Genomic DNA, 13,523 nt, shown 5'->3' on the forward strand with positions numbered 1-13,523 from the left:
ATCTCACTATCCTTGCCACTATATGTAGCCGTTATGTATTTCCAATCATTTGAAACAGATCGAAGGTCGCGGAGGTTTGACCGCGATCATCGCAATTCCCGGTTTACTCGACTTGCACGACATGTCCGGGAGAAACCTCGACATACTTCCGCTGCGGAGGCACGTAGTCGATCGAACGAACAGGGCTCTTGATTTCGTCCATCTGACTGTTTCTCTTGATCCGGCGCCTTGCCGGATCCGGCACAGGCACCGCGGACATGAGCTTCCTGGTATAAGCGTGCTGGGGGTTGTCGAACACAGCTGCTCGCGGCCCGATTTCAACGATTTCGCCGAGATACATGACAGCGACGCGGTGACTGACTCGTTCGACGACTGCCATGTCGTGCGAGATGAACAGGAATGCCAGGTTCAGACTTTGCTGCAAGTCGAGGAGAAGGTTACAGACCTGCGCCTTAATCGAGACGTCGAGCGCTGAAACGGCTTCGTCGGCGACAATCACCTTCGGGTCGAGCATAAGGGCGCGCGCGATCGCCACACGTTGCCTTTGCCCGCCTGAGAACTCGTGTGGATAGCGCTTCATCATTTCGGCCGAGAGACCGACCTTCTCCAGAAGGGCGGCGGTTTTGTCGCGTGCCTGCGCCTTGCTTCCGAGACCATGTTGGATGAACGGCTCCATAACTGCATCGCCGATATTCATGCGCGGGTTGAGCGATGCGTAAGGATCCTGAAAAATCACCTGAATCGACTGACGAACCTTGCGCAGTGTTCGTTGGTCAAGCTTCAGCATATCATGACCATCGACAGTAATGCTTCCGCTTGTCGGATCGGTAAGACGGGTGATCGAGCGTCCCGTCGTCGACTTCCCGCATCCAGATTCCCCGACCAACGACAAGGTCTCTCCCTCGTAGAGGTTGAACGATACCTTTTCGACGGCATGCACTGCACCGGTCGTTCGGCCGAATATTCCTGAACGAATTCCGAACCGAGTGATGAGGTTCTTCACCTCAACAATTGGCGCCCTGTCCTTCGCCACCGTATCCCAGACGTCCGCGAGAGGTTTTAATTCGCCGCTTTCCGGGTCGACGATGGGAAAACGGAGAGGCAGGTGGCTTTTTCCCATTGCCCCAAGCCTGGGCACCGCGGCAAGCAGGGCACGGGTGTAGGGATGCTTGCCGCGATGGAAGATTTCTTCGGTCGGACCGGTTTCCACCTGGTCACCACGATACATCACGATCGTCCGATCAGCGATCTCCGCAACCACTCCCATGTCATGGGTGATGAAAAGTACCGACATTCCCTCCTCATCCTGAAGCTCCTTAATCAGGTCGAGGATCTGCCCCTGAATTGTTACATCGAGCGCTGTCGTCGGTTCGTCTGCGATCAGCAGCTTGGGCCGCGATGCAAGCGCCATGGCGATCATAACGCGCTGACGCATGCCGCCGGAGAACTGATGGGGATATTCGTCGAAGCGTCCCTTCGCGTTCGGAACGCGCACTTTGTCTAGGAGGCCAAGAACCTTCCGCTTCGCTTCCTCAGCGGAGATGTTCTGATGAACGGTCAGGGCTTCGGCAATTTGCTTTCCAACTGGCAAGATTGGGTTGAGCGAGGTCATCGGTTCCTGGAAAATCATTGAGATCTCGTTGCCGCGTACCTGTCGCATCTCTTCTTCCGAAAGAGAAAGAAGCTCCCTGCCGGCAAGGATTACGCGGCCTTCGATTCTGCTCGAGGCTTCCGTCAGCAGGCGCATGATCGACAGCGAGGTGACGGACTTGCCCGATCCAGACTCGCCGACGATGGCGACGGTCTCCTTGGGGGCGATATCAAACGAGATATCGCGCACCACCGGGTTCCATCCATCTCCAGCGCGAAAGGAGGTGGTGAGATTTCTGACCGACAGGACGGGCGCGGCAGAAGAGCCTGCATGATTGATTTGATCGGCGATCTGGTTCATCGCTCATTCCTCGTTTTCGGATCGATCGCATCGCGCAAGGCATCACCCAGCAAATTCAGCGCGAGGACCGTGAGAAGGATTGCAAGGGAGGGGAAGACAACGAGCCACCAGGCGCTGAGGATGTTTTCGAATCCCTCGCGGATCATTGCGCCCCAGGTTGCCGTGGGGGGAGCGACACCGAGACCGATAAAGGCAAGAGACGCCTCGGTACGAATAGCGGATGCCATCCAGAGCGATGCCACGACGACAATGTCGGACAGGATGTTCGGAAGGATGTGGACGCCCATGATTCTGATCGGCGTGAAGCCGAGGGACTTGCCAGCGTCGATGAAATCGCGTCGCTTGACGGCAATTGTGGGTCCGCGTGCGACGCGGGCAAAGGGAGCCGTTTCGGTGATCGCAATTGCAATAATAAGATTCTCAAAGCTGGCGCCGAGCATTGCCGCGACCATGAGCCCAAGGAGCAGTGTCGGGAACGACAGCGTGACGTCCACAAGGCCCATGACGATCTGATCGAAGAGACCGCCGATATAACCCGCGAGAATTCCGAGCGCCGAACCGACGACCATCGCAATCATCACGGAAAGGAAGCCAATCGCGAGTGAGATACGGGCCCCATAGAGCAGGCGCGACGCCACGTCGCGACCGAAACTGTCGGTTCCCAGCCAAAACTGCGCGGATGGCGCGCTCAGGCGGTGAACGATGTTTTGCTTCAGTGGATCGTAAGGTGCGATCATCGGAGCAAAAACGGCAGCCAGCACGATCAGGAGAAGCAGTCCGATGCCAACCCAGGAGAGGCGGTTGCGACGGAGTGCCGTAAGCACCGGATTTGGCGCCTTCTCAGGCTTTGCGGATTGCAAGATGATATCGGTCATTTCGCGTAACTCACTCTTGGGTCGACAGCGGCGTAGATTACGTCGGTCAAGATGTTGACGAGGACCACGAAGGTTGCAAACACGACCATCAGGCCCTGCAGCATGGTGTAGTCGCGTGACTGAAGTGCTCCGAGAATGAGCTTGCCCAGACCAGGTCGGGTGAAGACGATTTCGACAAGAACAGAGTTTCCGATCATCGTCCCGAAGTTCAGCCCGACCACCGTCACGATCGGGATAAGAGCGTTGCCAAGGGCGTGCCGGATGATGATGCTCTTGGTCTTGACACCTTTGGCGCGCGCGGTGCGGATATAGTCCTCACCCAAAACGTCAAGCATTGAGGAGCGGGTGACGCGGGCGATATAGGCGGTCATGATCAGGCCGAGATTGAGAGCCGGCAAAGCCAGGCTTCGCAGATGATCAATCGGATTGGCCGTAGGCCGGCTCATCACCGGGAACCAATGCAGCCAGACAGCAAATGCGAGGAGCATCAGAATTGCCGAGACGAACCCGGGAAACGAGAGGCCGACGAGTGAAAGAAGACGGCTTGCATAGTCCGGCCATTTGTTGCGGCGAATAGCTGCGACAATGCCGAGGGGGATACCGAATGCCACACCGATGATCATCGCGGCGGCGGTGAGTTCGAGAGTATAAGGTAAGACAACAGCGACTTCGGACAGTACCGTACGGCCGCTGACGGCGGAGAGCCCGAAATTACCGGTCACCATGTCACTCATGAAGCGGAGGTATTGAACGGGTAACGGCTGGTCGAGCCCGAGCTGCGCGCGCAGTGCGGCGAGCGCTTCGGCACTGGCGCGATCCCCAAGCATTGCGACGGCGGCATCACCGGGCACCAGCCGAACGAGGATGAAAACCACCGTCAGCATTGCGAGCAAAGTCGGTATGGCCAAAAGGAGTCTTCGGATTACATAGGTTGTCATATGGCAGCCCTTTCAGCATCGATGCAGCTCACCAACTCTTCGTCAAGGTTTTTGGAAATTGGACCCGCGTCGATCGAAAAATCGTGACGCTTGGTCGACGAGGTGAACAATCGGAGATCTAGCCCGGAAAGACGCGGTATAGGGCACGCGAAGGCTGGGCTTGGCCTCGTCCGACCGATACGTCTGAAATTCAGCGAATGAGATGACATATTGGCGACGGCCAACACGCGCCACCCAGAGTCACAGGTGCGTGGGCGGCCAATGGTCGGGTGATGACATCGCGATATTATTGCGACCTCACCGACGCCTGTTTCAGGCGGGAAAAGTTCGATAGACACGGCGGTAGTTCCCCATATTATTATTGTAACTTCAAACCCGCAGGGGTAGAAAGTCAAAGTCGAAAAATTTGGCTTCATATTCGCGTGGGTTATAGTTCATGAGAAATCCGAGCCTTCGGCAACTCGAAGGTTTAATAGCGGTTGTTGAAACCGGGACTGTGAGCCGTGCATCGGAGGTCCTGCGGATTTCCCAGCCCGCGGCCAGCAAGCTGATCCAGGACCTGGAGTTGGACAGTGGTTTGAAGCTGTTCGAGAGAGAGAGCGGGCGGCTTGTCCCGACGGGTCGTGGAATGCGTCTCTACGAGGAAATCAAGCGCATCTTTGGTGGTGTCAATCAGGTCGCCCGCGCCGTTGAAGCGATGCGGAGAGAGGAATCTGGCCATCTCGTGATCGGCGTGATGCCGAGCCTGTCGGGTCCTTTTCTCGGTCGGGTCGTCGCGGGTTTTAGATCCCGTTATCCGGACGTATTTGTGGAAATCGAGACGCAAGCGTCTCAGTTTCTGACGGAATCGGTTCTTCTGGGACGTATTGATCTCGCGCTGGTCAAGAGTGGACTGGAGCATCCGACGATCATTGTTGAACCCATAGACAGCCCGCCCATGGCGGCAGTTTTGCCGTTAGGCCACCACTTGTTGGAAAAGTCTGAGCTCAGCCCGGTGGAACTTGCCTCAGAGCCCTTCGTCGCGTTCGGCGACTCAAGCCGAACGCGCATAAAAGTCGATGCGGCATTCGAGGCGCACGGCTTGAAGCCAAAAATTACGTTGGAAGCAGCGACAGCGCCGAATGTCGCGGAATTCATTGCTGCTGGGCTGGGCGTTACGGTGTCGGATCCAATTTCGATGGAATGCGTCAAGGGACGCGTTGCATTGCGTCCATTTCTCCCAAGCATTGATGCCGAGTACAGGCTTTATCGCCCGGCACGAGCCCGGCACACGGATCTGGTGCTGGAATTTTCTCGAGAGGTGCATCTGGCCGCAGCCAACACCACACTTGCCATCTAAAACAAGACCCCGGCCAGCAACTCTCCAAGAGGAGGAAACGTAGGCCGGGGCAAGGTGGGGAGGCTTGAGACGGGCTACTGCTTGAACGTCGTGTTTTCCGTGATCGGCGGCGCCAGATTCAACGCGCCTTCGAGTTCGTACCCATAGTCAAGCTCGTTCTTACGAACCCAAACCTGCATCAGGTTGAAAAGCGGGATTCCGCAGACCTGATCATAGATCTTGTGCTGCGCGTCCGACCAAGCCTTCAAACGTTCAGGATCGGTTGCAGCCTTGCGGCCTGCTTCGATCTCCGCATCGGCGGCATCGCAATGCGAGAAATTGGTGACTGCCGTCGGCTTTCCGATCGAGGCATTGGAATGGTAGAACTGGCTGAGATAGCTGTCGGCAACGGGATAACGCGCGGCACCATAGAAGACGACGTCGCTGAGATCCTTGCGGCTCTGTTCCTGATAGGTTGCGTGATCGGCCACCTGCATGTCCATATTAATGCCGACCTCCGACAACTGGCCCTGCACGACCTGCATGATCGGCTGCTGCGCGGTGGCCGATGAGACGATGGCCTTGATCGTCAAGCCGTTGCCCAAACCGGCTTCCGTGAGAAGCTTCCTGGATAATTCCGGATCGTACTTATAGCTCCAGGTGCAGTCTTCACCAAGAAAACCCGGTGGGACGACCGAGCAACCCTTCTGTCCGACGCCCGCCCCGACGAATTCAACGATCTGATCGACGTTCACAGCATGTGCTATTGCCTGACGCACTTTGACGTTATCAAGGGGCTTGTGAGCCTGATTAAGGAACAGCGTGCGATATTCGCCCGGTGCGAAGATATCGACCGTTGAACCATCCCATGCCTTGGCCTGATCGACCCAGCGCTGCTCGCGCTTGCCGTATATAAGATCGAGCTCACCGGAGCGGAACGCAAGTTCGCGGCTCGCGTCCGAGGGAATGAGATTGTACTGGATGCCGTCCAGTTTCGGCTTGCCGCGGAAATAGTCCGGGAAAGCCTTCAGCGTTACCGATTGCTGCGTGACCGCGTTCTCGAACATGAAAGGCCCGGTTCCGATCGGACGGAGTTTGAAGTCGGCTCCCAGCTTCTCAGCTGCCTTTTTGCTGATGATATTGCCGCCGTGGTAGTTTGCGATCAGGCCCAGGAAGCCTGGAACCGGGCTGTTCAAGGTGATCTTCACGGTCAGTGGGTCGATCGCTTCGATCGATTTGACTTCGGTGAAGTCGTTCGAAAAAGATGACGTTTTCGGATTCTTTGCACGCTCCAGGGAGTAGACGACGTCCTCGGACGTCACCGTGCCGTAGTCACCGTGAAACTTGACGCCATTTCTCAGATGGAAAGTCCAGACCAGACCGTCCGGCGTAGTTTCCCACTTTTCGGCAAGATCCGGCTCGATCTTTGTCGGGTCCGCGCTGCCGGGGGGGAAGCGAACAAGGCCGTTGAACATCCATGAGACGACACCGACATCGACGGTGGCGGTGGCCCTGGTCGGATCAAGCGTGGCGACGTTTTCGGCGGCAGCACCGACGCGTAGCGTGGCTGCCTCTGCGGCACACGGAAGTGCAGCTGTCGACAGAAAAGTTGCGATTAGCGCGGAAAGGTTCAATTTCCCAGTGTGAGATATCATGTTCGCCTCCTTTGTTATTGTTTCCACTAAATTTCAAAGGCGTATAAGTGTCAAAGTCGCTGATTTGGGCGTGGTATTCGCACGGGTTATATTTACCCTCCACGGTGTGTGCAATTATTCAACCGTGACCTTTCCAGTTGGCACTGCTGTTGGAGCAAGACTGAGAAAAGCTGGAAGTCGTTGATTTCGAGATGTTTGTCGAGTGTAGGTTCTCCGGTTTTGCGCGCAATTATCATCGTCGGCCTTTCATTGATCTCAAGGAAATCTTGACGCACAGGGCACGGTGCGCTGATCGCCGACGGATCCTCTCTCTCTCCTGCCTCTCAGATGAAGAACCATGCTCGCAAACGAATGGGCTGAGCCGATAAGAGTGCGCCGCCTTTTGGAGGCACCCCGAATTGCTTGCTAGGCTGTGATTTGCCGGGCTTCCCATTCATGTCGCAGATCATGACCGCAATGACCTAGCAAGACCTCGCTATATTGCCAGACCGGTGGCTTCAAGTCCGCCGGACGGATCGGACTTTTGAGCTCGTCATTCGAGGCCGGGCGAATCTAATAACGGCGTGCCGGGTCAGCAACCGGGACGGCAGATAGAAGGCGTTTGGTTTAGGGTATTGTACGTTCTCGAAAATTGCCTGCCGCGGTTCTATCTCGACAATCTCGCCAAGATACATCACCAGAACGCGGTGACTTACGCGTTCGACGGCTGCAGTGTCATCTGAAACAAAGACATGGTGATGGAAGCTGTCGCTTCCGGTCGGGCCGACATAGGCTACGCCGATGGCCCCTCAGATCGCCCCGGCTTTTTTTTGGAAACCCGCTCGCTTGCCGCAATCGTCGCTATACGGATGGGACACAGGCTGGCCGGTCTCGAGCGGATTACCCCTCAGGATTTGGCTGGCAAACGGATCATAAAACAGGAAACAGGCACACTGTTCGCCATGCGGGTCGAGGTGGCCATTGGCGGTATCCTCCGTCGTCCCTTCCTCGAAGTGAACTTGTCGCATGCGGTACTCAGTCTGGTCCGCGAGGGCGCGGGGATCGCAATAATCGATCCTGCCGCAGCCATCGAATTCAAAGACAGGATCGTGCTGCGGCCATTCTCGATATTTATCGATGCGGGGTTCCTCGAAGTCCGTTCAGTGAACGGTGCTACCTCTATAATCGTGGATCGTTTCGGAACTGAATTTTGGAACTTTCATGACGCGTTGATGGCAAAAAGCTGCTTGGAAAGCTGACCTGTTCTAGCACTACTTTGGCGAAAAGGTTCGAATGTGCGGAACATGTCCGTCGACGTGAATTCTTCCAGACTTCGAGGGGCTGAAGCCCGCCAGGAGTGGTGCGTTACTCAGCAAGTAAGTACGGAGAAGCAAGGGGTCACTTTGTCTTTCTTGGAGCGATCAAGCATCTGACGGATTATTATCGGCCTACCTATCATCCCCACGTGTTGGCTGCCCGTGGCGATCTGGGCATCACGCTGCCGATCTCAGGGACAGGCTACGCGCTCGAATTGATTTCCTTTGTCACATTATCGATGGGCTTCTTGATCTGCTGCGTCGGCTTGGCAGTAGTCTACGGCTCGACGCCGGACGAACGAAGATTTTCGTTGATGAACTAGATGACTGCTTGAAGAGTCGGGCCATCAGCGCCTTCCTGAAAGAAGCCGAAACTTTGCGCAGAATCTTGTTGCGTGGGAAAGTTCGCGGGGCTCCGCTCACGAGCCTTCGTTGTATTAGCCATATCGATGCGGCCTTAGCATTTGCAATTGTCGCCTCTCTCCTTCATCTACTCATGTAGCGCTACTTACAATCGGAATTGGATACGAGAAACAGGTAACAGGCTATTGCTGCAGGCACCGCCAGACCACGACGCCAGTCGCCGGTCCGCAGTTACCGGGAATAGCGACCGAAGGTCCGAAAGAGCCCCCCCAAATCTAGCGCTTTTTTGCTAGGACTTTGAGAAAAGGTGGCAGGATATATCGAGGTGTAAAATATCATTAGGGTATTAATCATAAAGAGTTACTTGATGTTTTACTTTTCCGCTAATCGGTTCAGTTTCAGTTATTCGTACCCGCTAGGCTGGGTGCCGTAAAGTTTTACGATCATTAATCCGAGCCCAAATCTGAGAATTCACATACCCTACCTGGAGTTCTAGGGGCGCGGCATAAGAATCTAGCAAATTTGGAATTTTCACTTAATTTATGTAAGATTGGCCTGTTTTCCGAATTATTAGAGATATTGTTCTCTTAAGAGATAATCCAGCAATTTCGACTTTGTGCCAATACATTTTGTTTTGATTGTCTTGTAAAGTTTTTCCTTTCGACCCGCTAATCACGGATTGAAAAATCAACGCTTCACTCCTTTCGAATTTTTTAATGCGGTTTCCAAATTGAATTTCTAATCTTTAAAAATGGATATTTATGCTGTATGACTTTATCGCCGCGAATAATTAAAGGAGATTTAGGCGGAACTTTAGGCGCCCATTTCGCGATTGACCCACGGATGATATAAAACACTACCTAACAAATGTGGAAAAGACGCCAACCACCGACAAAGTCGGTCCAAAGTCGCATCCACTGAAGTATTCAATTGCCTTTTTGCGGGTGAAAATGTGCTTTAGGTCCACTAATTCCACTGTTGAGTAGGTAACGCCTCAATATATGGAAATTGCCTCTTAATTTCTCAATTCACTCTTTTGGCATTTTGAGCGGGCTTCTATAAGTATTGGAACCTCTGTCCTCACACTCGCCATCTAAACATCGAGCAATGAGTTGTACTTGGATAGACTTAAGGGGCATGCCCGCCGGAAGCGTAAAAAATTTAATAGATCACCAGCAAAATTTGCTTAAAGGCACTTGGAGTAGCGAATCTCAAATTCTGGATACCAGCGAAGTTGTTGAGACAAGCGAGTTATACTTTCTATATGGGTCGAGCGAATTGCTCACAAATTTCAATGAGCAAACTGGTTCTCTCCTGATGGATGAAAATGCTACGTGGGGGGTGTCTGACTTAGCCCCCTGGAGGTTGCCGTTAGGCTTCGTGACTGCAAACCACTTCACAACCTACATTGCGCTGTTCAAGAGCAACCTGTTCAAAGCTGAGAATCACGACTTTGTCAAATACTCGCGCTGCGCGGTTAAGGTCAACTATCCTGTCGTCGCCGTCGGGTCGCTCCCGTAACACGCGATGACAAAATCAGAGCTAGATCGCAGTACTATCAAGCGAGACGCCTTAACGATAAATCTCTTGTTATCTAGCTTATTTACATCATTTCGTGACTGTACCGTCTCTACTTAAATGTTGTAATGTTGCCTCCTTAATAATAATGGAATTAATAACATTTGAGCACGCCATTTTAGATATTTGCAGATGAAGTTAATCGAAATTCCTACAGAAATATTTTGTAAAAATGTTGCGTCTTTATTATAAAAATCTAAAAATTATCCCATCGTAGATAAGTAAAAATTTTAAATTTTTAAATTGCGAGAATTAAGAAAGAAGGGCCTCCCCGATTTCGACATTGAGAAATAAATTGGTAAAATTCAAACACGAGAACAGTAAAACTGATGAAAATGTGGAATTGAAAATTGATCTGATAATGTCCAGTATCCTCGCTTTCATCTTACACATTAGTTCGCTATTATCATCCTCTTTAGCGTAATTTGCCAGCGTGGTGTAGCATCCGCACCCCCGACAATTGCCGATTAAATGAGACTTTTCACATCGATTTTTAGTCAATATTTGGAGGCCGCTTCCCGACAAGCGTGAAAGCTTTCGGCTCGCTTTTGACATTTGTGCCAAACTTTTCTTCTGTGGGTCCCTGCCGCCACGACTTTTTGTATGTTTAACAAGCGAAATAATGCGTGTGGGATCCACGCCGTAATTTTCACGCGGAGACGCGTTACGCAAAGTCAAGCACTCAATTATGTGTAGGGTCGGGGAGACAAGCGGTGCGTGTATATCCTTGCAATTTGGAAATTATTGGTCTTGTCCTTTTGACTTGGGGTGAACCGAACGCCTCGATATTCCACGTAGAACTTTAATTATTCACCTGAATGATTAATGCGGCGCCGGACCCCCATTTGTTCAATTGTTTGGGAAACCCTGTTGCATATTCAAGTGACAATAACTCACAACAATCCCGAGCCGTACCAATTATTGGCAGCAATCATGTGGCTCACCTTTACCACTATAAGTACGCTTCATTCTCAGGAGCGTTAAGAAACTAAGTTCTCTACCTTTGTAGAAAAAATACCACAAGTATGGGCTATACACGTCCCGTTTTCCAAACGATCGATTTGCGTGATGTAAGCGATCATGCCCTTGCAAAGTCCGCTCTAATCGGAGCGGAGGCAGTATATCGTGAATTTGTGGAGAAAACCCTAGCCAGCGCCCAAAAATCTTGGGTTGACTCGCTGACGCGTCATGACGATCCGGACGATGCTGTTGGCATAATCCTAGAGCGATTTGCAAAAAGTCCCTGTCTGCACGGGCCGAGGCTGGAGCGGTTTGACACAATCTTTACCGATCATCCTCTCCTTTTCGTTTATGGTCCTCGCGAGAAGATTATACAATATACGAGAAATTCCCTCATCTCCGTTCATGCAACGATTGGCCTTGTGGCATGTTCCGTAGCGCCGTATGCTGAGGGTGTTACGTACCAGAGCCTACGCTATAGGCATAATCAGATATCCCCAGGTTCCTGCCTTTTTGAGGATGCTTTAGAAGCTTATATTGCTTTTTTCCCAAGCAGGTCATTTCTGGAGTTGCCCTGTTCTGTTTTTGAGGTCCACAAAGGTTATGTTCATAAGTACTTCGCCCTGCAACCCGGATACCACTTTTGGTGTGAAGTCGTAGCGGTTGGTTTGGCTTTTCCTTCCGCGGACACGGAAAGACCAGTTAACAAGCCAACCCATGCGAAAAATCGCCCTCGGGGGCGGCTGTGTTGTTGCATCAATTAAGAAGAGATATCTGCAGCCCTACAAGGGAGAGCCAAGGAGGCATTCCCGAGAATAAAGCCAGAAGGTTGACTCAAAATCAGTATCCCGAGCGCAAGCATCTTATCAGAGTATATGGGGTTTGCGCTATTATTAATGGATGCCTATGTAATATCATAGCCTTGTTTATTTTCTGTATCTCTGCTGTAAACGTTGTTTTTATGTTTGAATAAATAGTCTGTAAAATATTGAATTATTTTTAATGAGAAGTATTGTTCTAGTTCTGCTTAATCGTATTACTGTATCAAAACACATAATCCAATATTTTGTAACAGGCTACAAGAATACTACACGCATGCACCAGATGTTGCAAAAAGTCAAATAAGCCACTGTAGTGTGCTCATAAAATCAAACCATTTACGTGCAAATGTCTATAAATGTAATAAGTTGATAGAACAAAGAAGTGTGATCTACACAACGTAAATCGTGTCTGTCTCGACATAATGGTTCCTTCAAGGCCGAACTTTGAGCCTTTTAATCTCCTATCCATCGGCGATTGTCGAGAAATGTGCTTCCTAATCGGGTGTATTTGCTCGCTATATCGTATTTATATTCGAGATAATCTCCTCCTTTATCAGGAGATCTGGGTAAAATATTGGGTGAGCAAATTTAAAGAGGGCGAACTGAAGAGCGAGATCGCCGCGATGTATCTCCGTTTTCCATTTCCGCATCCGCTGGAGGTGCTGGAGATTCAGTCCCCCGTCTATCCGGAGGTGATCTGTAGCAACGCGAAGCCGATTTACATCTATTCCTCAAGGGACGCCGTACTGAGCTATGTGCAATCTGGGGATGTCTGCCGATTTGGTAAGACAAATGTGCTTGCATGTACATTGGCTCCATACCAGTCAGAAGTCTCAATCAAAACAGTACGACATTTGTTCGAGTGTTTACGCCGTGAAAATTGTTTTGGGGACGACTCCGGTGAGGGCGATTTGAGTCATTTTGTGGCCATCCTTCCCACTACCTCTTTCCGGGATGGGCCGCGGTTTCACCTCGGAGGCCAAACTGTTCAATTTTTTTGGAGAGAGGGAGGTGTGGAGTTCCGCCACGACATTCTTGCGTTTGGCAAAGCGTTATTCATTGGAAAGCTGGCCGACGGATTGTCATGCGACTGGAATTGCGCGGGGGAGGATTCCTGCTTGGAACGTGGTGAGACTGCTTCATCGAGAGGCAAAATTCCAATAACCGTTCGAGAATCGAGAACACCTGATGCTTGGCGTGTAGAGGGCATGAGATACGGATTTGTCCACCCCGTGCGTCCTTCAAATATGACTCCAATGCACGATTATTCTTGCCAACCACTGCTTTCCGGAAATTTGGAGCCGAGTGTTCGTCATAAAGCTTGGAAGCGCTTCATGAAAAAGATTCAGGAAAAACGCAGATCCTTTTCAAAATTGTTTTCTCTTTGATCAGAGCAGTAGGGAATGTATTTCGTTTGAGAATGACGCTGGTTACGCTTTCGTCAGTTTCAATACTAAGTTTGTTATATCTGAAATGTAATCCGCAGTATTAAATGAACCAAAACTTTTTGCCAGCGTTGTGTAGCATCCGCACCGCATTAATGATTACTTTTAAAGTTTCAAATCGAATTTATGTCAATATTCGGAGGCCCACATCCCGACAAGCGTGAAAGCTTTCGGCTCGCTTTTGACATTTTTGCCAGACTTTTCTTTTGTGGGCCGCTGCCGCCGCGACTTTTTGTATGATTAAGAAGGTCATAGCTGCAATTTTGGGATCTTGTAGCAAACTAACACATTATAAATCAATTGAGGTTTTCAGACCTAACTTGG

8 protein-coding genes and 1 pseudogene are annotated in these 13,523 nt (G+C 51.3%); 4 read left to right on the forward strand and 5 right to left on the reverse strand.

Going from position 1 to position 13,523, the window contains the following annotated elements; genetic code table 11:
- Positions 1-103: 103 nt before the first annotated feature.
- From CFBP5499_RS29630 to CFBP5499_RS29640, 3 genes are read right to left on the reverse strand one after another with little or no spacing between them, the layout of a single operon-like run.
- The gene (locus CFBP5499_RS29630; RefSeq protein ID WP_080830658.1) at positions 104-1,951 is read right to left on the reverse strand and encodes an ABC transporter ATP-binding protein; all 1,848 of its coding nucleotides are present in this window, start codon (positions 1,949-1,951) and stop codon (positions 104-106) included.
- A complete protein-coding gene (locus CFBP5499_RS29635; protein WP_080830657.1) occupies positions 1,948-2,826 on the reverse strand; it encodes an ABC transporter permease in 879 nt (292 codons plus the stop codon). Before CFBP5499_RS29635 ends, CFBP5499_RS29630 begins: the two co-directional genes overlap by 4 nt.
- Positions 2,823-3,764 (reverse strand): ABC transporter permease, encoded by a 942-nt coding sequence (locus tag CFBP5499_RS29640; RefSeq protein WP_080830656.1) that lies wholly within the window; start codon positions 3,762-3,764, stop codon positions 2,823-2,825. Before CFBP5499_RS29640 ends, CFBP5499_RS29635 begins: the two co-directional genes overlap by 4 nt.
- A gap of 436 nt (positions 3,765-4,200) precedes the next feature.
- On the opposite strand from CFBP5499_RS29640, the gene CFBP5499_RS29645 reads away from it, so the two are divergent.
- On the forward strand, positions 4,201-5,103 hold the full coding sequence (locus CFBP5499_RS29645; protein WP_080830655.1) for a LysR substrate-binding domain-containing protein: 903 nt from the start codon (positions 4,201-4,203) through the stop codon (positions 5,101-5,103).
- Positions 5,104-5,177: 74 nt separating this feature from the next.
- On the opposite strand, the gene CFBP5499_RS29650 is transcribed toward CFBP5499_RS29645, so the two are convergent.
- Together CFBP5499_RS29650 and CFBP5499_RS30750 are read right to left on the reverse strand one after the other, a co-directional pair.
- Entirely contained in the window at positions 5,178-6,737 is a 1,560-nt protein-coding gene (locus CFBP5499_RS29650; RefSeq protein WP_080830654.1) for an ABC transporter substrate-binding protein, read from the reverse strand.
- Positions 6,738-7,142: 405 nt separating this feature from the next.
- A pseudogene (locus tag CFBP5499_RS30750) lies at positions 7,143-7,471 on the reverse strand (glutathione ABC transporter ATP-binding protein GsiA); the annotation flags it as partial.
- A gap of 3 nt (positions 7,472-7,474) precedes the next feature.
- On the opposite strand from CFBP5499_RS30750, the gene CFBP5499_RS29655 reads away from it, so the two are divergent.
- The 3 genes from CFBP5499_RS29655 to CFBP5499_RS29665 all read left to right on the forward strand — a co-directional run bounded on the left by CFBP5499_RS29655 (position 7,475) and on the right by CFBP5499_RS29665 (position 13,142).
- Entirely contained in the window at positions 7,475-7,975 is a 501-nt protein-coding gene (locus tag CFBP5499_RS29655) for a LysR substrate-binding domain-containing protein (protein WP_272869006.1), read from the forward strand.
- A gap of 3,023 nt (positions 7,976-10,998) precedes the next feature.
- Positions 10,999-11,697, forward strand: a complete 699-nt coding sequence (locus tag CFBP5499_RS30965; protein ID WP_080830652.1) for a RolB family protein — start codon at positions 10,999-11,001, stop codon at positions 11,695-11,697.
- Between the two features lie 479 nt (positions 11,698-12,176).
- Positions 12,177-13,142: a RolB family protein gene (locus CFBP5499_RS29665; protein ID WP_233284557.1), complete on the forward strand. Its 966-nt coding sequence runs from the start codon at positions 12,177-12,179 to the stop codon at positions 13,140-13,142.
- The last annotated feature ends 381 nt before the right edge of the window (positions 13,143-13,523 follow it).

It is taken from the genome of Agrobacterium tumefaciens (assembly GCF_005221325.1).
Classification (GTDB): Bacteria; Pseudomonadota; Alphaproteobacteria; order Rhizobiales; family Rhizobiaceae; genus Agrobacterium.